The 22,992-nt window shown below is 38.0% G+C and carries 21 protein-coding genes and 2 rRNA genes (1 of these 23 running past the window's edge); 4 read left to right on the top strand and 19 right to left on the bottom strand.

Annotated elements, in window-relative coordinates:
* Positions 1–48: 48 nt before the first annotated feature.
* From F7984_RS01495 to F7984_RS01480, 4 genes are all read right to left on the bottom strand, one after another.
* Entirely contained in the window at positions 49–1,455 is a 1,407-nt protein-coding gene (locus tag F7984_RS01495; RefSeq protein WP_308810556.1) for an MFS transporter, read from the bottom strand.
* Positions 1,456–1,634: 179 nt separating this feature from the next.
* Positions 1,635–2,384, bottom strand: coding sequence for an AraC family ligand binding domain-containing protein (locus F7984_RS01490; RefSeq protein ID WP_140462262.1), 750 nt, complete (start codon positions 2,382–2,384; stop codon positions 1,635–1,637).
* 250 nt (positions 2,385–2,634) lie between these two features.
* Complete coding sequence (locus F7984_RS01485; protein ID WP_140462261.1) at positions 2,635–3,402, bottom strand: aspartate/glutamate racemase family protein; 768 nt, start codon at positions 3,400–3,402, stop codon at positions 2,635–2,637.
* A gap of 230 nt (positions 3,403–3,632) precedes the next feature.
* The gene (locus tag F7984_RS01480) at positions 3,633–4,817 is read right to left on the bottom strand and encodes a Bcr/CflA family efflux MFS transporter (protein ID WP_181162054.1); all 1,185 of its coding nucleotides are present in this window, start codon (positions 4,815–4,817) and stop codon (positions 3,633–3,635) included.
* Between the two features lie 444 nt (positions 4,818–5,261).
* Between F7984_RS01480 and F7984_RS01475 the strand changes: the two genes are divergently transcribed.
* A complete protein-coding gene (locus F7984_RS01475; protein WP_066109956.1) occupies positions 5,262–5,447 on the top strand; it encodes a hypothetical protein in 186 nt (61 codons plus the stop codon).
* Between the two features lie 306 nt (positions 5,448–5,753).
* On the opposite strand, the gene pth2 is transcribed toward F7984_RS01475, so the two are convergent.
* From pth2 to groES, 8 genes are all read right to left on the bottom strand, one after another.
* The gene (pth2, locus tag F7984_RS01470) at positions 5,754–6,134 is read right to left on the bottom strand and encodes an aminoacyl-tRNA hydrolase (RefSeq protein WP_217491090.1); all 381 of its coding nucleotides are present in this window, start codon (positions 6,132–6,134) and stop codon (positions 5,754–5,756) included.
* 613 nt (positions 6,135–6,747) lie between these two features.
* Positions 6,748–7,482 carry a hypothetical protein gene (locus F7984_RS01465; protein WP_140462259.1) on the bottom strand — a complete coding sequence of 245 codons (735 nt, stop codon included), beginning with the start codon at positions 7,480–7,482 and terminating at the stop codon, positions 6,748–6,750.
* 109 nt (positions 7,483–7,591) lie between these two features.
* A complete protein-coding gene (locus F7984_RS01460) occupies positions 7,592–8,827 on the bottom strand; it encodes a TasA family protein (RefSeq protein ID WP_140462258.1) in 1,236 nt (411 codons plus the stop codon).
* Complete coding sequence (locus F7984_RS01455; protein ID WP_140462257.1) at positions 8,824–9,594, bottom strand: signal peptidase I; 771 nt, start codon at positions 9,592–9,594, stop codon at positions 8,824–8,826. The genes F7984_RS01460 and F7984_RS01455 overlap by 4 nt, the downstream gene beginning before the upstream one ends.
* Before the next feature lie 18 nt (positions 9,595–9,612).
* Positions 9,613–10,158 carry a TasA family protein gene (locus tag F7984_RS01450; protein WP_140462256.1) on the bottom strand — a complete coding sequence of 182 codons (546 nt, stop codon included), beginning with the start codon at positions 10,156–10,158 and terminating at the stop codon, positions 9,613–9,615.
* On the bottom strand, positions 10,148–11,245 hold the full coding sequence (locus tag F7984_RS01445; protein WP_140462255.1) for a hypothetical protein: 1,098 nt from the start codon (positions 11,243–11,245) through the stop codon (positions 10,148–10,150). The genes F7984_RS01450 and F7984_RS01445 overlap by 11 nt, the downstream gene beginning before the upstream one ends.
* Before the next feature lie 783 nt (positions 11,246–12,028).
* Entirely contained in the window at positions 12,029–13,663 is a 1,635-nt protein-coding gene (gene groL / locus F7984_RS01440; protein WP_066109987.1) for a chaperonin GroEL, read from the bottom strand.
* A gap of 57 nt (positions 13,664–13,720) precedes the next feature.
* The gene (groES, locus tag F7984_RS01435; RefSeq protein WP_066109990.1) at positions 13,721–14,005 is read right to left on the bottom strand and encodes a co-chaperone GroES; all 285 of its coding nucleotides are present in this window, start codon (positions 14,003–14,005) and stop codon (positions 13,721–13,723) included.
* Between the two features lie 300 nt (positions 14,006–14,305).
* Between groES and F7984_RS01430 the strand changes: the two genes are divergently transcribed.
* Both F7984_RS01430 and F7984_RS01425 read left to right on the top strand, forming a co-directional pair.
* Positions 14,306–15,037 (top strand): CPBP family intramembrane glutamic endopeptidase, encoded by a 732-nt coding sequence (locus F7984_RS01430; protein WP_066109993.1) that lies wholly within the window; start codon positions 14,306–14,308, stop codon positions 15,035–15,037.
* A complete protein-coding gene (locus F7984_RS01425) occupies positions 15,034–15,246 on the top strand; it encodes a YdiK family protein (RefSeq protein WP_066109994.1) in 213 nt (70 codons plus the stop codon). Before F7984_RS01430 ends, F7984_RS01425 begins: the two co-directional genes overlap by 4 nt.
* Positions 15,247–15,282: 36 nt before the next feature.
* On the opposite strand, the gene F7984_RS01420 is transcribed toward F7984_RS01425, so the two are convergent.
* A complete protein-coding gene (locus F7984_RS01420; protein WP_066109997.1) occupies positions 15,283–15,942 on the bottom strand; it encodes a redox-sensing transcriptional repressor Rex in 660 nt (219 codons plus the stop codon).
* A 640-nt stretch (positions 15,943–16,582) separates the two neighbouring features.
* On the opposite strand from F7984_RS01420, the gene F7984_RS01415 reads away from it, so the two are divergent.
* On the top strand, positions 16,583–18,505 hold the full coding sequence (locus tag F7984_RS01415) for an ABC-F family ATP-binding cassette domain-containing protein (RefSeq protein WP_066110000.1): 1,923 nt from the start codon (positions 16,583–16,585) through the stop codon (positions 18,503–18,505).
* 245 nt (positions 18,506–18,750) lie between these two features.
* On the opposite strand, the gene tsaD is transcribed toward F7984_RS01415, so the two are convergent.
* The 6 genes from tsaD to F7984_RS01385 all read right to left on the bottom strand — a co-directional run.
* Positions 18,751–19,767 (bottom strand): tRNA (adenosine(37)-N6)-threonylcarbamoyltransferase complex transferase subunit TsaD, encoded by a 1,017-nt coding sequence (tsaD, locus tag F7984_RS01410; RefSeq protein ID WP_225983641.1) that lies wholly within the window; start codon positions 19,765–19,767, stop codon positions 18,751–18,753.
* Positions 19,764–20,216 carry a ribosomal protein S18-alanine N-acetyltransferase gene (rimI, locus tag F7984_RS01405; RefSeq protein WP_140462253.1) on the bottom strand — a complete coding sequence of 151 codons (453 nt, stop codon included), beginning with the start codon at positions 20,214–20,216 and terminating at the stop codon, positions 19,764–19,766. The genes tsaD and rimI overlap by 4 nt, the downstream gene beginning before the upstream one ends.
* A complete protein-coding gene (gene tsaB / locus F7984_RS01400; protein WP_140462252.1) occupies positions 20,216–20,920 on the bottom strand; it encodes a tRNA (adenosine(37)-N6)-threonylcarbamoyltransferase complex dimerization subunit type 1 TsaB in 705 nt (234 codons plus the stop codon). Before tsaB ends, rimI begins: the two co-directional genes overlap by 1 nt.
* A complete protein-coding gene (tsaE, locus tag F7984_RS01395) occupies positions 20,920–21,378 on the bottom strand; it encodes a tRNA (adenosine(37)-N6)-threonylcarbamoyltransferase complex ATPase subunit type 1 TsaE (protein ID WP_066110012.1) in 459 nt (152 codons plus the stop codon). Before tsaE ends, tsaB begins: the two co-directional genes overlap by 1 nt.
* An 857-nt stretch (positions 21,379–22,235) precedes the next feature.
* Positions 22,236–22,352 (bottom strand): 5S ribosomal RNA (rrf, locus tag F7984_RS01390).
* 70 nt (positions 22,353–22,422) lie between these two features.
* Positions 22,423–22,992, bottom strand: a 23S ribosomal RNA gene (locus F7984_RS01385); it runs 2,366 nt beyond the window's last position.

Genomic DNA, 22,992 nt, shown 5'->3' with positions numbered 1-22,992 from the left:
CGAATGGAGTAATTCGGTCCAATCTTTTATCCTAGATGATTCAACTGATTAATTGTTTGCTCTTTTCGCTGCTAAATCTTCAGCAAGTTGAGCTGTTTTCTTTTTATTTAATGGATACATAAACAAGACTAAAACAACTAGACCATAAAGAATGGCTGGTACGATTGTACCTAACGCATAGATTCCATCTAGCACTTCTTGTGTTTGTGTTCCACGTGTTGCATCATAACCAACAGCGGCAATTGCAGCACCGCCGATACCGCCAGCTAAAGCAAGACCTACTTTTCTTGCCATTGCAATGACAGAGTAAACGGTCGCATCTTCTCTCATTGAAGTTTTATATTCATGGTAATCCGTAACGTCAGTAATGAAGGCCCAAGTCACAAAGTTATAGAGATACATACTAAATGTACCCACTGCCGCAAAGGCCACAAATTGAATTGCTGACAGACCTTTTAAGAAAAATAATAGTGTATAGACAATAGTAGTAATTGACATACCGATTAAAGCTGTTTCTTTTTTACCAAATTTCGCAACTAACGGCTTTACTAATGGAAGACATAAAAACATAGATACCATTTGTATTGCCCCAATCAAACTTAAAGCAGATGCATCTCCGAAATAATCTTTAAACAAATAAATATTAACAGTAGTTAGTAGGTATTGTACTAACATAGCTATAAGCGAAGCTGACAAGACCCAAACAAATGGTTTATTAGTCATTAAGCTTTTCATGGAGCGAAGGAAAGCACCTTTTTCCACTTCTTTTGTCGGTGCCACGATACGTTCTGTAGAGAGTTTATAACAACCGAAATAACATGCAATTGCCAAAACGCCAAACACAGCCGCAGCCATGAACATACGGTTTGCATCAATTTTATTGTCTACAAACACAATCACTGGTCCCAAAACATTGATAATTAAACCTGCTAAGCTTGCCCCTACTGTACGCCATGTTGATAATGAAGTACGTTCTACAGAATCAGCTGTCATAACGGATGCCATTGATCCATATGGAATACTAACAGTCGCATACAATGTACCCCATACAATGTAAGTCACAAATGCCCATGCCAGGTAGAAACCATCAGACATACCAGGTATTGTCGTGAACATTAAAACACCTGTGAATACTAGTGGGAAAGACATGCGCAGAACCCATGGTTTATACTTTCCATGTTTCGTCGCTGGTCTTGTATCAATGAATCGGCCCCAAGCCACATCAGCAAATGCATCCCAAAGTCGGGCAACCATAAATAATACCCCGACTGTTGCAGCATTAATATGGAAAATATCTGTATAAAATACCATTAAGAATGTGCTGGCAAGCAAGAAAAAGAAGTCGTTTCCAAAATCACCCAGCAAATAACCGACTTTATCTCGTAATCCGAATGGTCTTACTGAATTAGATTCAACTTGTTCCTCCTGTTGGAGTGCTGGTTCTCTCATACTCATTTGTTTTCCTCCTTAATCCATTAAAGTTTGCTCATCTTTGAGCATATTTAGTGAAAAAATTCCTTATTTACACATTATTTCTCTTATAAGAATGCTATGTTCCCATCCTTATTATAATCTTCTAAAATCTAACAGATATTGCTCAATTGTGAGCATACTAAATTACATTTTGCTTCTAATCATTCCATTACATATTGCATGACTGTATATCCGGTAACCTCTTTAAAAACATGAGAAACGTAGTACTTATTTAAATTTAACTCTTTAGCAATACGTTCCAAGCTGACTTTTTCACAGTAGTGTTGATTAATCCACGAGGCAATGTTTTCAGCATGTCGCTTTTTTTCCGTTTTCTTCTGTACGACTCGGAGTTGTTGACATTCGCTCATTTTATAAATTTTTATCAACAGTTGAAGAAATTCAACCTTCAGTTCAGTTTCCAATAGGACATTGATTTTACCTGTACATTTATATTCCTCGTCTATAGCTTCCAACTGCTTTTCAAGCCACTTAATTTTCTCAGCCACATACTGACCTGAGGAATCAAATCCTGTCCGCAGTATACAGTTATTCAGCTTTTGAAAAGGATCCAAAAGATTTGGCATTCCTATTACAGACAACATACTCTCCAACCACACTGGAGAAAAATGAACCATACTCCGTACATAGGTATCAGGAGATGTGGTATTTGACTTATGCAAAGTTAATCCATCCAAAAGAATGATATCTCCTGGCTGCAGATCATATATTTTATTATGAATAAAATAATTGCATTGCCCTTCTTCAAGTACATAAATCTCATATGTACTGTGTGATTCGAATTGATGAAACCCAGTCATATGTTTATTCAATCCTTGAAGACGATAAAAAGCCAAGATGGATTCATTCAACACTTTAGGTTGATAAAAATCCCTCGCCCTATTTTTCACTACTGTTCACACTCCCGGAAGTCAGTGTTCTAGAGGAATCTTTTTGGAACACCTTTTATTATACTAGTATACTAACAAGAAAAAATCATTTCATGAAAGTGCTTTCTACTTCCATTTTTTTGACTCATATTGCTCTCTCTTGTTTGCCATAAGATACAGAAAAATAATATAATTTTATAAGGCCAGCAAAGATAAATATTAAAAAACACAAGCTCTTTGGACTTGTGTTTGTCTTCACTCATTCACTTTATTAAATAAATCCATAATATGGGCTTTGGCTATTTGCATAATGTGCCCAGTTAATGAGTGTAATAAAATCATACACAGGCAGCTGCACTGCTTGCTGGATATCAAATGCATAGGGAGGCAGGTCACTGCATTCTAATAAGATGGCTCCGACTTCAGGATGCTTTTCCTTTATCTCAATTGCTTTTTTAACAACCTCATCCCTCAGCTTTTCATTATTAAACGTACCTGCTCCATTCGAAATGGATGAAAACTCTTCTCCCTGGCTCAAATCACCAATGATCAAATTAGATCTGTTTGTAACTCCGCACGTTTTCAAAAGGGAATCCGTCAATCCTTTTTCATAGGCTGTTAATATACCAATTTTTTGTCCTGGCTTTAATCCAACCTGAATCATAGACAGTTGAACGAGGCTAGACAGATAGACAGGAATTTCTAATGCATTTGCTATTTGCTTATGAAAGTTTCCAAAGAACCCACACGCACTTGAAATAACTTTTGCTCCTTCACTTTGAAGTTGCATAGCTGCATCAATAATCCCTTTTTCCAGTGTTCGATCATTATTTAAAAGACGCTGACCCGTACAGCCCGGAACCAGTTTATAATGGACGGGAAAAGGGTAGGTTGAATAATTTGCGACATTGCCGGGAATAACCGGATAGGAATCTTCATCTAGGTATAAAATCCCCACAGAAAATCCTGTTATATAGCGTCCTTTTTTTTGTACGAGCTGGCCAGAGTGTGTACCAGGACCAATATATCCATAATGCATTCAATCTTCTCCCCTTTCTTATCAGAATTAGTCTTTTACAGAAATATGGATTTATGCAAAAAAGACAGCAGAAGAAGCCCGGAAATTTTCACCTTGACCCAATTTAAATTATCCAAAGACTAAGTACAGCGGAAAATAAATTAGGTTTTTGAGATGGCCAATAATCCAAATAAAAAAAAGTTGCCGACAAGACATCATCCTGTGGCAACTCTTTTATTAAAATCAAGCCTTTAATCCGTAATAATTTTTTTTTGCAAACAATAGATCCATAATAACAAGGATAAAACGAGGAAAATCAGCATTGTCATGCTCAAGCCATTAATATAATCTCCCCACTGGAGTGACCCAACCATCATCCCTACACTGCCGATCACTGTAAAGCCAAAGTTCATTAGACTTGAAGCTGCTCCGACATTTGACTTTTGCATAGATAATAGCGTATTTGACACCATCGGTCTGAGATATGTCGTGATAACCGTGAAGGGCACATAGCATACAAGAAATACAAATGGGCTGATGGAACCTACTAAGAAGAGCAGGCAGATAGATATTGTGACAATTACAAAGGCGATATTGATCGATTTTTTTATCGAACCGCCACCAACACGCATATAAAGAAATGGTCCAATCAAACCTATACAAGCTGCACCGGCAAAGTAAAGGCTGAAGGCAGATTCCGAGATGCCAAATCCATCTATATAAATGTATGAAGCGAGTGTTAGATATGCCATAAACGGTGCCATTAAGAGAGCAACAACAAGCAATAGGCTGGTAAACTTCTTATCCTTCACAATACTTGTAAGCCCTAAGATAGATTTAAATGTACTGCCAGATACTCGCTTTTCCTGCGGCAAAGTTTCTTCTAAAAGAAATCCTCCTATAAGTGATACTAGGAATAGAGCAGCTAGAGCAACAAATGTCATCTTCCAGCTGAAAAAGGCTAAAATAACCGCGCCCAAAATAGGCGCTAGCATTGGAGCAAGCAGAACGATCGCCTGCGTGATTGACAAAACATTAGACATCTCTTTTCCTTCGAAGCTGTCTTTAATCAAAGCTGTAGAGATGGCAACCATCCCTCCTGCACCAAATGCCTGAATTGCCCGGGCTGCAATCAAGATCCAAATCGACGGTGAAATTGCACAGATGATACTAAAGGTCAGTGCCACAAGGATACTGCCCAACAGGACTGGCTTTCGTCCGTACTTATCACTCATCGGGCCAAGAATGAGGATACCAATTGCCATAAAAATAAAGAATATCGTCATTGTATAGCTTGTAACTGACGAGGTTGTTTGATAATAGTTTGTCATTTCAGGCAACGAAGGCATATATAAGTCTGTTGCCAGAGGAGGCGTCATCGATAATAGCGCGATGAAAGCAATAAGCCCGCCCTTTTTTAAATATTTTTGTTCCATTGACATCTTCCTATCTTCCTAATGATTACATGGATTATTAAGATTAAATGAAAAAATAATTCAATAAACGCCGTCGTTAGTTTGTTAACGAAAATAATCCACATTATCTTAGGGTAACAGGAAACTGCTGAGCTGGGCGATATGTAAAATATAGAAATATTGAGGAGTAACCCAGAGGACTGTTTCAACTTAATAGGTAATACAACTTGAACCTAATAGTCATCTCTAAATAAAGGAGGACTCTAGTCGAAAATACTTTTATCATAACTATTAAAGATTGCTTGTACTGCATCCTTTTTTATAATTAAAAATTCAAAAAACAACCACAACTCTGGAAAATAACAAAGACTTTTCGCATCCTAACAAGGCTGTTAGATATAAAAAATCGATAAAAATTTGGTGTATACTCCGTTATAGTTAATTAATAGTTTATGAGGTGTTACCATGAATACAATCAAAATTGACAATAAAACTAAATCACAACTTAACATAGAATATATGAACGCTGTATACGCTGTTAGCAGTGCTAAGCATCCAGCTGAATATCTATACAAAGTTACTCAATATAAGAAAGCAAAGCATTATAAACAACTATTAGAAGGCCATTTAAACCAACATCAATGTTCTTAATATTTTTAATATACGTAATGTATATAAAGAAAAAGAAGCGTACCTAGTGTATTGGATCCGTAAGTTAGGACTGCATCGCTACACTAGGAGCGCTTTTTTTATATCATCCTATTCTACTATTTAACGAACGTCGGATTCTAAACATCATAATGGCCGCCCTAAGAATGAAATTGTGTAAAATCTTTAATGAAGTGCGCGAAAAGTACCTTCTATTGAGGTTTCGCTATATTTGAGGTACAACATCTTTAACGGTGATTTTCAGTATTGTATGGGATTACGTAAGCAAAAACTATATCATTACAAGATTTATAATAATTTTAAATGACCAGTTACGTCATCCACTTTCCCTCTCTCGCCAAGTATAGCAAGACACGTATCTGTTTTAACACCGTTGAACATGGTCAATCCGTTATCGGTGATAAGTCTTACAGGTAATTCTTTTTCTTTCGCAAGGTGATAAATCGAATATAATTCATCCAAACTTTCTACATAAACAGTCACTTTTACAAATGTTTCATTAAACCATTTGTTTAAAATTTGTTTGTGATTTTCAGTTCCATTATATTCAATCCACTTCACAACCCCTAAAGAAGCATGACTTCCTTGGGCTACATATTTCCCTTTTGTCATTTGTAAATCTTTTCTCATCACAATAACCATCTTTGTTGTACTTGACTTCTTTTCCAAGTTGATAGCTCCTTTTCGCAAAGAATATGTTGAAATTGTTTACTCAACTCCATTTTATTTTTTTATATACCTATTGGTGCCTAAGTGGAGAAAATTCGATGATTAATAGTTAATGGAAAGTTCTTGTTGAATTCATCCTTTATAAAAGGGACTACAATATTCATTGTTAGTTTCTAAGATATCGTCGCTAATGCTGTTTGCTATAGTGCAAGTTAACTTATGTATTTTTAAATGGTGTCTGTACATCCTTTTTTCACCATTAAAAACCAAAAAAAGAAGCATCCCGCAAGTTTTTCAACTTGTAGGATACTTCTTTAAATGGGGGAAGCAGATTACATCATGCCGCCCATATGGTTTTGAAGTGTAATATATATCCCCATAGTGGAACGAAACTGCATCAAATCAATGTTTCACTCGTCTTAGGTGTAATATCTTTAACATAGATTTACTATGATTTATTAGGTTTCGTTAGCAAAATGTTAGCATTTGGTTAGCAAATAAATATAGACGGTTTCACCTTTCTAAAAGCGATGCGAACAAAATGTGAGTATTTCACTTTTTGTTCAACCAAAAACCCGACACTCAAACATATGAATGCCGGGTTTCTGTTTGATTATTCTTGGTTCTGCTCAGTATTTCCAAACGTTTCTTCTGTATCATCAGGAACTTCAGATGGCTGAACAGTAGAAGTTATTTCGTCTAATTCTCCATCTAAATCTTTATTTATTTCTTCCTCTGAATCTTCATTTAAATCTTTATCTAAATTTTCTTCTTCATTTGTTTCAGGCACAGATGGAGAATCTACCGGATCATTCGATATTTCTGTGTCACCCAATTCTTCCATAGCCTCAATGTTCTCTTCTGATTGTTTTGGTGTTCCTATTATATCAGAATCTTTAATTGTATTTTCTCCAATATAAGTTCCCCATGCACTTTCAAAAGAGTATTCCCCCGTTATACTAGGATAAAATGTAAAAGTAATATCTTCTCCTGGTGCTAACTGAGTACTATATAATGGAGCAAAACCATCCGGCCCGGATATTCTAAAATACCCTGTACTTGCCGAACCGCTTGCCTTTACAGTAACCATATAACCTTTTCCCTCTATCATTTCAGAAAGGTTATATTTGCCGTCTTCCAGTGCTTCTCTGTCTTGAATATCAACGGTAATACTGTAATTGGCTGCTTTTATACTTTGAATAGAAGTGGTAACGTTGTCGTTAAACCAAGACCACGTTGTACCCATTAAACAGGTTATGCATAAAATTATTCCCAACAAGGAGAGCATAAGCATTTTAACTGTACTACTACTCTCTTTTACTAATTTATATTTATATAATAATTTCAAATTTTATCGCCCCTTAAAATACGCAGTAATTGAGCAATCAAAAGGCACAAATACGGTTTATGCCCTTTGATTGCCCCTCCCGTGAAGGGATACGGGAGAGGACTTAACTTTAAGAATTTTTGATAGTTACATATTGAGCATCTTCACCTAATAGATCTGTAACGTTATCTGCAGTAACCAATTCGCCGTTAACTTTACAGTTTTTTAATGTGATTGCAGCCTGTCTACTATCAAGTTCAAATCCTGCAGAGAACTCACAATCTGTTAAAATTGTTTTAGCATATGGACGCATAAACGCATAACCACTACCTTCACCGAAGTTACAATTTGTGAAAGAAGCTTCTGAAAGGGTACCTGCATAAGAAGTCCAACCATTTAATGTAGAATTAGTAACAATAAGCTTTTTGCCTCCACCATCGTCACAGCTTATCGTATAAACAGTTCCGTCAATAATAACATTATCAACAATTACGTCACTTTTAGCCCCACCAATAAAAATACCACGGAAGCCACTATCAATGGTTAAATTTTTAATTGTACCACCTTTAGTAGAGATAGCACTATCCCAGGTACCGTTTGCACCTTCAATAGAAAGAGTTTTTCCGTTACCGTCAATTACACCACCATTATGTTGTGCAATACCTGTTGCACCATATCCTGAACTACCAAGCTCTTCTTTCTTTACGGCTATATCAGAATCAAAAATAACATCTTTACCTGCTTTAACTGCAGCTTGTGTATCCTTAGTGTTTGTAACCACTTGATATGTATATGCTGCATCTTTATCATATTGGTTATCTTTGCTATCTTTTTCTACAGTATCTTGAGTTGCAACTACTGTAATTCCAATACCTTCAATTGATTTCCCCTGATATTCATTACCAGCGGTTCTTTTCATCGTACCGCTGATCGTAATTTCTTCAGAAGCACCAGTAGCTAATTTGTATTCTTTATCAATGTCCGCGCCATCGATTTTCCAATCAATAGCTTCGTTTAGCTCTTCATCACCATTGATGCCAGTAATGAGAACTTTATACTTGGCCGCTAGGTTCCCATTATTCTTTACAGTTACAGTTTCTAAATCGTATGTAGCCCCTGGCTCCCAAAGGATTTTATCCTGTTCTCTTCCATCAGCAGTCTTCCAGTTAAGAATATCACCTTCAACAGACTTCTTACCTTCTGCATCTAAAAGCGCAATGTCTAGAGTTCCTGCTTTAATTTCGTTTACACCTGTGCTTGCTGTATCCGTAAACCAAGCAAATGTTGCACCGGCTAACATTGTTACGCTCGCACATGTTGATACGATGCTCGTAACTAATGCTCTTTTAGTTGATCCTTTTTTCATATCCTTTCTCCTCCTAAAACATTTTTGGTATCGGTCGAGAAAATCCCCTCTTCGCCGTTACCTTGTGTATATGTAGCAGCAGCATTGCTGTTTACACCATTGTTAGTCGTTCTAAGCTGTTCTTTCAATTTCAATAGCTCTTCCATCATCTTTTGAGATTCAGCTCGTTCTTTTGCAATTTCGTCTCTCTCTGCTTGCAGCTCGGCTTTTTGTTCGGATTTGTATTTTCTAAATAGCCGAATACTATCCATTAAATGAATGACTATTAACAACATGAACGGAATGAAAATACAACAAATATACCCTGGTACTGTTTTTAAAAACTGAAAAAATGTACCGATTTTTGGAATATGCGTTTCGTATTTCCCTAGCACATATTCATATGTGACTACTGTTTCATCATCTGTATTTGTCGTTGTTCCGTATGTAATAAATCCGGGATCGCCATTCGCATCCGCCGTTAATCTTCTGATTTTATGTGTAACTATTTCTCCGTAATTATCAGTACCTGTAGAAGTATAGGCAATAATATCTCCTTCCTTCAAAGTCGAAGGATCGGTATCTTTTATAAGAACTAAATCCCCTGCATTAAAATCTGTCTTACTCATGGAATCAGATAGTACAATAAGGGGTTTATACCCGAAAAGATTTCGGTCTGGCTGGTCAAAGGTCGTTACAGAGATAATGGTAAACACCATAATTCCTATACTCACCAGCACAAGGAGCCACGTCACAATGGCTTTCAAAATATGTAATGCCTTTTTCATGTCCTTGTTGTTTCCTCCTTAGTCAAATTCTCTATTCGGATTATTTTTCGTCTGTACGGCATCTGCGCAAAGGGTAAATGTTAGTGTTGGATCTTTCGTACTACTACTTTCTTTTGGATAATGGAACTCAATTTCCAATTCTTTTTTTTCTTTTAAATGTAACGGATCCTTAGCTGAAGATACCATCTGTTTTGTGAGCTCACTTGGTTTTCCAAAGAATAAAACTTGTTTATCGTCTCGGATGGTCACTTCCATTACATCAGCAAGTCCACCTGTTATGTCGTCAAAATATATCTTGTAATAAGCTTCACATGTGCTGTTATTTTGAATATAGAATTCCTTTGCAACGGTCATACCTGGCTTAAAAAGATACTCATGTTCCTCAATGACTGGTTTACCATCATTAAGATCAATATCTATTTCCCCTGTACTAAAAATATTGTTATTTACCCACACCATCGACCATATAAGAGCAAAGGTAGTAATACAAAGGCAAATAGAAAGTATGACAATTGCAGCAACACTTGTTTTCAACTTTTTGCCTGTCTGTTGATTATTTTGCATCCGGCTCGCCCCCTATTTTTTTGTTTTTTCGGAAGGAGAGTTTCAGTATCAGCAGTGAACCTGTTATTAAACCAAGCGATAAGGCTACATTTGAATAATCTAGCTTACCAGGTGCACGAACTAAATTAGCTTTTTCATCTACCCACCATTTAAAATCAGCCTTCAATTCCGTACTATCTATATACTCATTCCCAACCGAAGTATCAAGATAGGTGGATATTTCGTAATACAATTCTTCCGTTTTTGCAGTATCTGATTTTTCCAACGTATATGTTTCTAATTCACCCATATCTCTCATTAATCCGTCATAGAGAACATCTCCACTATTAAGAAGAACAACTTTTAGCTTCAATACTTCTAATAATTTTTCTGGTTTGTTATGTATATCTACCAAAAATTTAATTGTACCGGAGTTTTTATATGAAACCTTAAGACAGAAATTCTTTACTTCTGAATCACCGGGCAACATATTGATTACCTTAAAAGGCTCATTGTCAGTGAATTGTCCTTTATGGAGTGATATAACAGTTGATGTAGGTTTACTACTATCACTGTCGCTATCGCTATCGTTAGAACCATTGTTAGAGCTATCGTTAGAGCCATCGTTAGTGCCACCGTTAGTGCCATCGTTAGTGCCACCGTTAGTGCCATCGTTAGTGCCACCGTTAGTGCCATCGTTAGTGCCACCGTTAGTGCCACCGTTAGTGCCACCGTTAGTGCCACCGTTAGTGCCACCGTTAGTGCCACCGTTAGTGCCACCGTTAGTGCCACCGTTAGTGCCACCGTTGGTGCCACCGTTGGAGCCATCGTTGGAGCCACCGTTAGTGCCATTACTTTCTATAGTAATATGGTCTTCGTTCGAAGAGTTGCTGTTATCTGTTCCAGTATTATTTTCCGTATTCTCTGTTTGATTGTTTGTATTACCGCCATCTTCAGGGATAATATAATTTTCAGGCACACTGACAGATGTCGATTCTTTCGATGCAAAATGCTTATATATCCCTATTCCTATTAGAGCAACAAGGCTTATGCATAGTAGGATCAATAAGATGGTAATTATCTTTTTGTATTTTTTATCACGTTCCACTCTACCTTCCTCCTTGTTCCTTTTTTCATTAGTAATAAAAAATGCATTCCACTTTTAAAGGAATACACATTAAAATGACAGTTATTTCTTTTTCCAAAAGAGTACCCTTTAATTTTGTACAGTCCATTTTTCAATTAATTTACCAGGTATTTAATGCTAGCTCGTATGTTACTTGCTATCTCCATAAAAAGCCTATTTTTTATATATTATTAATTGTAAAAGTTTTATATTTTCTCCAATATATCTTCCTCTCGGAAAAATCTATCTTTTCAGGAGTTTCTTTATCTTTTATTATTATATCAACATAATTTTTTATAGCAATAAAATTTTTAAAAACCAAACTTAACATTTTTGTATGAATTTTTTATCTCCTGTTAATCTTTAAAATATACGATTCCCTTTAACCTTCTCATCATCCACACCTCCAAAAAAAGGTGATTTCTCTTCTGTTATTTACTATATTAAAAAAGTTTTAGAGATCTATATTCTTAAGTCTTCCAAACTTTTAACAAGTAATATAAAAAACAACTATACAAATGTTAGTTGGTTTCTTTTAAATATATATCGAGATAGCGTTATTTTAATTCCAAGACAGTTATATATGGAAAAACATAGGTACTGGTGGTGTAATTCCTAAAAGAAGAATTCATTTTTACCAAACTATTTAAAGAAATAAAAAGAGGCTTCTCATAAATTAATGAGAAGCCTCTAATCGGGCGAGAAATGTTAGCATCTCTCTTATCCCCTATTCAAAATCCTTATATATCAAGGGTTTGGGGCTGATTACATCATGCCGCCCATTCCGCCCATACCACCCATGTCAGGCATTCCGCCGCCTGCACCAGCTGGCTCTGGCTTGTCAGCAACAACTGCTTCAGTTGTTAAGAACATAGCTGCAACAGAAGCTGCGTTTTGAAGTGCAGAACGAGTTACTTTAGTAGGATCCACGATACCGGATTCGATCATGTTTACCCATTGGCCATTAGCTGCATTGAAGCCAATGCCGATTTCTTCTTTTTTAAGACGTTCTACAACTACAGAACCTTCAAGGCCTGCGTTGTGAGCGATTTGGCGAACTGGCTCTTCAAGAGCACGAAGTACGATGTTAACACCAGTTTGTGCATCGCCTTCAAGTTCCACAGCAGCCACTTTATTGTACACACTTACAAGTGCAGTACCACCACCGGCTACGATACCTTCTTCAACAGCAGCACGAGTGGAGTTTAGAGCATCTTCAATGCGAAGTTTGCGCTCTTTCAATTCTGTTTCAGTTGCTGCACCTACTTTGATAACGGCTACGCCGCCAGCAAGTTTAGCAAGACGCTCTTGTAATTTTTCTTTATCAAATTCAGAAGTAGTTTCTTCTAATTGGGAACGAATTTGATTGATACGTGCACCGATTTCGCTAGTTTCTCCAGCACCTTCAACGATTGTAGTTGTTTCTTTTGTAACAACAACTTTCGCAGCGCGTCCAAGAGAAGTTAATGTAGCAGATTTAAGGTCACGGCCTAGTTCTTCAGTGATTACTTCACCGCCAGTTAATGCAGCGATGTCTTCAAGCATAGCTTTACGACGGTCACCGAATCCAGGAGCTTTAACAGCTACTGCATTGAATGTTCCGCGAAGTTTGTTCACAACTAGAGTTGCTTGTGCTTCACCTTCAACATCCTCAGCAATTAGCAATAAAGGTTTACCTTGTTGAACAACTTGTTCAAGGACAGGAAGTACTTCCTGGATGTTAGAGATTTTCTTATCTGTGATCAAGATGTATGGATTTTCTAGTACAGCTTCCATTTTATCGGAATCTGTTACCATGTATGGAGAAGAATATCCACGGTCGAATTGCATACCTTCTACTACATCTAGTTCAGTTGTAAATCCTTTGGATTCTTCGATTGTGATAACTCCGTCGTTACCAACGCGTTCCATTGCTTCAGCAATTAGAGCGCCAACTTCTTCGTCAGCAGAAGAAATCGCAGCAACTTGTGCAATGGATTCTTTGCCTTCGATTGGTTTGGAGATTGCTTGTAATTCTTCAATTGCAACAGAAACAGCTTTTTCAATCCCTTTACGAACGCCCATTGGGTTAGCGCCAGCTGTTACGTTTTTCAATCCTTCACGAATCATAGCTTGGGCAAGAACTGTTGCAGTAGTTGTACCGTCACCAGCAATTTCATTTGTTTTGCTTGCTACTTCTGCAACCAATTTAGCACCCATGTTTTCAAACGCGTCTTCAAGCTCGATTTCTTTTGCGATTGTTACACCATCATTTGTGATAAGTGGGGAACCGAATTTCTTTTCAAGAACAACGTTACGTCCTTTTGGTCCAAGTGTAACTTTTACTGTATCAGCTAATGCATCTACCCCACGTAACATAGCGCGGCGAGCTTCTTCACTAAATTTAATATCTTTTGCCATACGTAAATTACCTCCTCGATTTTTTTGTTATGTCTTATTTTTTAATCGACATTTTCGTTAAGCAATAACGGCCAAAATGTCGCTTTCACGTAAAATTAAGTATTCTTTACCTTCGTATTTAATTTCTGTACCTGAATATTTAGAGAAGATAATATGATCGCCTTCAGATACTTCCAATCCTACTCGCTCACCATTCTCAAGGACACGGCCTGTTCCTACCGCTACAATTTTGCCTTCAGATGGTTTTTCTTTGGCAGTGTCTGGTAACACGATGCCGCTTGCAGTTTTTTCCTCTTGTGCGACAAGTTCAATCACAACGCGATCTCCTAGTGGCTTTAACAAGTAAAACTACCTCCTTAAAGTTATCTCCATTTTTATTAGCACTCATCATCGTTGAGTGCTAACACAATTTATAGTTTAAATAAAGAACCAATGATTTGCAAGTAATATTAGTTAAAATTTTTAAATTTTATCACCATTTATTTATCTTACCCAAATAAGGTCTAAATATCCTTTTTATTTCAGTTTGGTAGATGAAGAGAAGGAAAATGTTTCGCAATTGTAACTATGAGGTAAAAACGGTTAAAATTAAAGATATACGCAATCTAATATCTATATAAAAGATTAAGGGAGTTTTTCTATTTGAAAAAATATTACTGGTCAATTCTCATTACCTATATTGCCATGCAATTTTCTTCTATTCTTGGTATCCCAATTATGCTGGTTTTCTTATCGAACACGAATATCCCCGCGGAACGGATAGAAGTATTGGCTGCAGGGTATTGGATTGTTATAAGCTTTATTCTGGCTTCTATCATTACTCTAGTCCTACTGAGATATGAAAAAAATAATAGAAGCTTAGGCGATCAGGCAAGTGTGGGAGCTTCGATCGGCTGGGCAATTGGCGGAGTATTTCTTGCTTTGTTTTCACAATCTATAGCTGGTAATATCGAACGAATTATTGGTATTCCTACCGGGTCTGAAAATACACAGAATATACTCGGTCTCATTGAGGCAGTACCGCTTGTTATGGTAGTCAGTTCTGTACTTGGGCCATTTTTAGAAGAGATTGTCTTTAGGAAAATTATCTTTGGCACATTACACAAGCGATTGAATTTCTTCCTGAGCGCGTTAATCAGTTCACTGATCTTTGCCGTTGCTCACATGGAATTTGTACATATCCTGCTTTATACAGCAATGGGATTCACATTTGCTTATTTATATGTTAAAACAAAGAGAATCCTTGTTCCTATTTTTGCCCACATTACTATGAATACATTAGTTGTAATCGTACAATCACTTTACAAAGATGATATATTAAAAAATATGGAAGAGCTTAATAAAGTTCAAAGCTTTATCGGAGGTTTGTTATGAGACGTTCACCGTTGTATATGGCAACGACTTACTTAATTTTAGGTGCTATTTTTATATTTTTTGCTGTTCAAAATGTATCACGCAGCGGTTGGGATTTCTTTACCTATTTCCTGATCATACTGGCTACACTTGATGTTGGTTCAGGAATCCGCTTGGTGATGATTCATAAGCAAATAAAGAAAATGAAAAGTGAAAAACCAAAAGAATAACAAAAAAAATCTCGGAGGGAAAACCTTCGAGATTTTTTATTCTGTATCTTCCGTATTTCCGGATGGATAATGTTTAAGAAAATATACTAATGATTGCAATTCGACTGCAAGGTCAATATGATGGACACGAATGCTGTCTGGCACATTCAGACGTGCCGGCGTAAAGTTTAAAATAGCCTTAATGTTCGCAGCCACTAAACGATCTGTAATAGATTGGGCAACCTGTGATGGAACTGTTAAAATAGCTACACTAATATCTTGCTTTTCAAGTTTTTTCTCCAGTTCATCCATATGATAGAGCGGAACATCCCCTATAAGGGTTCCTACTTTATCAGGAGAAACATCAAACGCCATTTCAATCTTTGTATTATTATTTTTCATAAAATTATAATTTAAGAAAGCTGTACCTAGATTCCCGACTCCAATTAGAGCTACCTTTGTAATCTCATCTTGATCGAGAGTTTTTCTAAAGAAGGATAATAGATAATTAACATTGTAACCATACCCTTTTTTACCTAAAGCACCAAAGTACGAGAAATCTCTTCGTATAGTAGCTGAATCTACTTTAACAGCTTCACTTAGTTCTGCGGAAGAAACTCGTAGTTTTCCTGACGCGTGTAGATTTTGTATAAAACGATAATATAATGGAAGTCGTTTGGCTGTAGCCTGCGGTATTTTAGTATTTTCCTGCAAAATTAATTCCCTTCTCCCTATTCTTTCTTGTCAATCGTTACTCCATATATCAAAACTGCCTTTGATAATCCCGACTGGTTTTACCCCCCCGGTTTTCCAATGAAAATAGTTTCCTTCAATAACCATTGATTTTTCGATTGCTTTGCACATAACATATAAGGTTAATCAAGTATTGCTGAAACAGCTGTTATTTCTTACTTTCGTTTTTAAGATTATACGAATAATTAATCTATTCATATTTTCAGCTTTTTTCCATATAAAATCAATATCTAATCCTTGGAGTGCCCGGGTACCACATAGAAATTATATCAGAAGTTTTCTTCACTACCATAATTCTAACTATCTTAGCTATGTATAATACGCCGCTTTTTTATCAATGATTCGTTAATTTTATATTCGAGCAAAATACTAGGACTAGCGGTTCTGATTGTTTCCAGGTTACCTCCGCGGTACCAATCATATGGGATCTTTCCTGATTAATAAAGCACGTAAATTCACTGAAAGTTTATTCTCCTATTCCTATTCTATAATATTTCTATCATTTTTGGTAATTTTTGTGTGAGTATTCACAAATTTTCTATTAAGTTGCGGTGCTTATCAAGAGTAGGCTACACTTAAGGTATGTACTTCTTGAGGTGAGAATATGATTATTTTACAAGTTAATAATGTATCCAAATATTATGGAGCTGAAGCAATTTTATCTACTATTAAGCTCGAAGTTCAAACGAAAGACCGTATAGCACTTGTTGGCAGAAACGGTGCAGGAAAATCCACCCTGCTTAAGATCATTGCAGGTCACCTTTCACATGACAGTGGGGAGATCTATAAGCCAAAAGATGTTTCGATTGGATATTTGGCTCAAAATACCGGTCTCCAATCAGACCGCTCTATTTGGGATGAAATGATCTCTGTTTTTGAAGGCTTACAAAAACAAGAAGATGAATTGAGATTATTGGAAAAATCTATGGCTGATCCTTCTGTCTACAATGATGAACAAAAATATAACCGGGTATTAAAAGATTACGATCGTCTCCAGGAGCAATTTAAAAATTCTGGCGGTTACCAAATGGAAGCAGATGTACGTTCTGTCTTACACGGTCTGCGTTTCTCGGATTATGATTATACTACATCTATTAATTCCTTAAGCGGCGGCCAAAAAACCAGGCTTGCACTAGGTAAATTATTATTAACGAAACCTGATTTACTGATTCTAGACGAGCCGACCAACCATCTTGATATCGATACATTAAGCTGGCTCGAAGGCTATCTTCAATCTTACCCTGGCGCTATCCTAATTGTTTCCCATGATCGTTATTTCCTTGATAAGGTTGTCCATCAAGTAATGGAGCTTTCCCGAACATCAATTAAGAAATATACAGGGAATTACAGCAGATACTTAGAGCAAAAGGCAGAGGAATACGAACGTAATGCAAAGCTTTATGAAAAACAGCAGGATGAGATTGCAAAATTAAAAGATTTTGTCCAAAGAAACATGGCCAGAGCATCTACAACTAAACGAGCCCAGAGCCGGCAAAAGGCCCTGCAGCGTATGGAAGTAATGGATCGGCCCTTGGGCGATGAAAAATCAGCTAATTTTACCTTTGAGATTGAAAAGCAAAGTGGTAATGAAGTTCTTCAGGCAAATGATTTGTCTATTGGATATGAAGCACCTGTTGCCAGCCACTTGAACTTTAGAATCACTAGAGGAGAAAGCATTGCACTGATTGGTCCTAATGGGGTAGGGAAATCTACTTTATTAAAAACATTGATTAACAGAATTCCGGCTTTGCATGGAGATTTTCAGCTCGGTGCCAATGTGACACTCGGATATTATGATCAAGAGCAGGCTAATCTATCGTCCAACAAAACTGTGCTAAATGAGTTATGGGATGACTTCCCTAACCAACCTGAAAAGGATATCCGATCCATATTAGGAAACTTTCTATTCAGCGGAGACGATGTAATGAAAACTGTCTCTACCTTGAGCGGTGGTGAAAAAGCACGGCTGGCTCTTTCAAAATTAATGATGCAAAAAGCCAACCTTTTAATTTTAGATGAGCCGACCAACCACTTGGATTTGGACAGTAAATTAGTGCTTGAAAATGCACTGGTTGATTATTCAGGCACTCTCCTCTTTGTATCCCATGACCGTTACTTTATCAATCGAATTGCCGATAAAGTATTGGAAATGAAAGCAGATGGTACAATTGAATACTTGGGAGATTATGACTACTATATTCAGAAAAAACAAGAACAAGCGGAACTCGCTGAACTGGAAAAACCAGCGGATTCTATCTCCAACAATCGCCCTGTTTCAGATAAAACTACTTATCAGGAGGACAAGGAGCTTAAAAAGAAAGAGCGCCAACGCCAAAGACGTATCGCAGAAATTGAAACTACCATTGAAGAACTTGATACACGGATATCCGATTTAAATACACAATTATGTGATCCGGAAATCTATCAGGACCATGAGAAATCATTGGAAATCCAGACAACTCTTACAGCAACTGAAGAAGAATTGGAAGCATTAATGGAAGAGTGGACTTCTCTACAAGACGAATAAATCAAGATAAAAAACCAAGTTAGGGATGGCTTGGTTTTTATCAACATTTTTATCCACATTAAAAAAGTTATAAAATAAGGTTTATTTTGATTTTTCCACATTATCCACAGATTTCAAATCTTTTATCCACAGAATCTGTTGATAACACGTAGTTATCCACAATTATTCGAGTGCTTTTACTTTTCAATCAATTTTTTTACCAATAAAATAAGAGGATTACTTAATACAAGTAACCCTCTTATTTTTTATTCCAATATCAATCCTGGATTTGCATTCAAGTCCATGGCAGCTCGTTTGCCTTTTTCAAAAGCAATACTACCTGCTACAGCAATCATTGCTGCATTATCTGTACATAAATAAAGTGGAGGTATAATCAATTCTACTTCCTTTTTGTCTATAAAAGCTTCTTCTAATTTAGTTCTTAATCCTTTATTGGCAGCAACCCCACCGGCTAACAGTACTTGTTTCACCTGGAACTCATCTGCTGCTTTTACGGTTTTAGTTACTAAGACATCAATTACACTTTCCTGAAAGCTGCAGGCCAGATCCTCAGGAGCTATCACTTCACCTTTTTGGTTGGCATTATGCAATGTATTTATAACAGCCGATTTTAATCCACTGAAACTGAAATCATATGAATCCTCTTCTAGCCATGCACGAGGCAGTTTAACTGTTGGCTGACCTTCATGCGCCAGTCGATCAATATGAGGGCCGCCCGGATAAGGTAGCTTTAGCGTACGAGCTACTTTATCATATGCTTCACCGGCTGCATCATCTCTTGTTTCCCCTATAACGTCAAAAGCTCCATGCTCCTTCATCAACACCAGCTCCGTATGGCCACCGGATACAACCAATGCAAGGAGGGGAAAAGAAAACTCAGTGAGAATTCTGTTTGCATATATATGCCCAGCTATATGATGTACATTAATAAGTGGAATTCCATGAGCAAAAGCCAATGCTTTTGCCGCATTTACGCCTATTAAGAGAGCTCCCACTAACCCAGGACCTTCAGTAACCGCAATTCCATCAAGATCATCCCAAGAGATTTCTGCCTTCTCCAATGCCTCTTCAACTACAAGGGTAATTGCTTCAACATGATGCCTTGAAGCAATTTCAGGAACGACTCCGCCAAAACGTTTATGGCTCTCGATTTGAGAAGCTACAACATTTGAAAGGATTTCTCGGCCATTTTTTATGACTGCTGCTGCTGTTTCATCACAGCTGGTTTCTATACCTAATATGATTTGATTTTCTTTATTCACCATAATTCCACCCACATTACTAATGCATCTTCCATATTGTCTGTATAATAAAACTTTCTTATGCCACCATCTTTAAAGCCCAATTTTCGATAGAGACTTTGAGCAGTTTGGTTTCCGATCCGTACCTCGAGAGTCATTCTTTTCACTCCCATGCTTTGTGCTTTGCCCAACATACGCACCATTAATTCTTCCCCGATTTTTTTGCCTCTCCATTCCGGCAATACAGCAATATTCGTGATATGGCCCTCATCGAGGATGAACCATGTACCGCAATAACCAATTACTTTCCCCTGGTCCTCTGCTACCAAATAATACGCATATTGATTGTTCATCAGCTCATTATAAAAAGCTTCTTTGCTCCATGGCAAAGTAAAAGAAGCATGCTCTACCTCAATCACACTATCAAGATCCTCTATAGTCATCTTACGAAATGTAATCGTCTGATTCATTACTCTTCCCTCTGTTTCTCTTGAGCTTCTAACCATTTCGCCTCAGCTTCTGCTAAACGTACGTAATTGGGGACAAAGGTGTGGATATCATCATCAGGTAGATTCATGCCATGCATTGCTAATTCACCCGGTCTAGCCTGCTGCAATGATAATGGTGCCATAATAGCCTTATCTCCAAGAATTTCTGTTAGGGCCTCAATATGAATAGGAACATCATTGCCTATGAATAGTATAGGTTGATTGAGTGATTTTAAATGCTCAGCCCACTCAATGGCCAACACATTCTGGTCTTCCTCCAATCTAACCAACTCTCCATTATCCCATTTAAAAAGACTTGTATAAATCTGTCCCCTTCTTGCATCAAACAGTGGACATACCAAACCATTGAAATATCTGCCATTCAGGGCAAGCGCCTCTAAACTTGATACGCCTGATAATTGAATGCCTAGACTCCAGGCCAAAGACTTGGCAATCGTTACGCCAATTCTTACGCCAGTATAAGAGCCAGGACCCTTTGCCACCACTATTTTATCAAGGTCTCCTGGTTTAAGCCCACATTCCTTCAAAATTGCTTCTATGGAAGGCATCGCCCGTACTGAATGGTTTCGTTTTGTAAATGTTATTTGCTCTCCGATAATCCCTTTTTCATTAGCAACAGCCACTCCCAGGACATTCGTAGATGTATCAATTGCTAATACATTCATTAAAATATCTCCTCACATAGCTTTTCATAAAATTCACCTTTTGGTTCAGCTACAATTCTCCGTCTATCATTCCCATCATGATATAAATATAAGGTCAAAAGCTCTTCCGGCAATTGTCCTTTTATCAGATGAGCCCACTCGACGATCGTAATTCCTTCACCTTCAAAATATTCTTCAAACCCGAAATCTTCCTCTTCATTTTCAATTCGATAAACATCCATGTGATAAAGTGGAAATTTCCCTTTATATTCTTTCATAATGGTAAAGGTCGGGCTATTTACATTTCTTGTTACACCAATTGCTTTAGCAATTCCCTTGCTAAATGTTGTTTTGCCTGCACCTAGGTCTCCCTCAAGCGCAATTACAGATCCGGGAATCAGGCGACTTCCAATTTCCTCTGCCAGCTTCCTGGTCTCTTCTTCACTATTACAAATTCTCATATATTCGGTCACAGTCATTCACCATGCTTTATATTTTATTATTAAAGTTTACATTATTTTAGTGTGTAAATCCAATTTCGTTTTTTTAGGTTAGCGCAAGGTTAGAAATATGAATTTGGTAATGGAATATCTGACTCTTTACGTATAGATTTATTGCTTGAGATGAGGTCTTGGCTACTACAGATTTGCTGTATACTTCGCATAGCTTTAATACAGTGTGACACGGCTTCGGTACGACTACGCGGATAGATCACCGCGGGGCATAGGTGCCTCATAGGTGGAGCATAGCTGCTTTCCTACACACTTCGCCTACCTTTCAACCACCTTTACCCCGGTATAGATCGGGCATAGGTGCCTCATAGGTGGAGCATAGCTGCTTTCCTCCATACTTCGCCTACCTTTCAACCACCTTTACCCCGGTATAGGTCGGGCATAGGTGTTCCATAGGTGGAACATAGCTGCTTTCCTCCATACTTTACCCACCTTTCAACCACCTTTACCCCAGTATAGGTCGGGCATAGGTGCCTCATAGGTGGAGCATAGCTGCTTTCCTACACACTTCACCTACCTTTTAACCACCTTTGCCCGGGTATAGGTCGGGCATAGGTGTCCCATAGGTGGAACATAGCTGCTTTCCTCCACACTTCGCCTACCTTTCAACCAATCTTTGCCCGGGCTAAGTGCAGTATAGGTGATGGTAGACCCAGAATAGCGCACCTTTCCCATACCTTATTCACGTCTTTAAGGTATTCCATTGACTGTGGATTGATCCCGACTCCTCACTCCTCCAGCTCCAACAAGTATCCAAAATCCTCCTTGCTCCCTAAAAAACGCACAAAAAAACCAGCTCATCAACTGAACTGGTTTCTTAAATTGCCCGGCAACGTCCTACTCTCACAGGGACTCGCGTCCCAACTACCATCGGCGCTGAAGAGCTTAACTTCCGTGTTCGGAATGGGAACGGGTGTGGCCTCTTCGCCATCATTACCAGACTATTTGGTTAGAAAGAAATCATTCCTTCAAAACTGGATAATGTAAGTTTGGCAAGTATGCTTGAATCATTTGGTTAAGTCCTCGAACGATTAGTATCCGTCAGCTCCATGTGTCACCACACTTCCACCTCGGACCTATCAACCTGATCATCTTTCAGGGTTCTTACTAGCTTGCGCTATGGGAAATCTCATCTCGAGGGGGGCTTCATGCTTAGATGCTTTCAGCACTTATCCCGTCCGCACGTAGCTACCCAGCTATGCTCTTGGCAGAACAACTGGTACACCAGCGGTGCGTCCATCCCGGTCCTCTCGTACTAAGGACAGCTCCTCTCAAATTTCCTGCGCCCACGACGGATAGGGACCGAACTGTCTCACGACGTTCTGAACCCAGCTCGCGTACCGCTTTAATGGGCGAACAGCCCAACCCTTGGGACCGACTACAGCCCCAGGATGCGATGAGCCGACATCGAGGTGCCAAACCTCCCCGTCGATGTGGACTCTTGGGGGAGATAAGCCTGTTATCCCCGGGGTAGCTTTTATCCGTTGAGCGATGGCCCTTCCATGCGGAACCACCGGATCACTAAGCCCGACTTTCGTCCCTGCTCGACTTGTAGGTCTCGCAGTCAAGCTCCCTTGTGCC

It is taken from the genome of Pradoshia sp. D12 (assembly GCF_008935075.1).
Taxonomy (GTDB): domain Bacteria; phylum Bacillota; class Bacilli; order Bacillales; family Pradoshiaceae; genus Pradoshia.
Note: the sequence above shows the minus strand (reverse complement) of the source record. Positions and strands in the feature narration are given on the sequence as shown.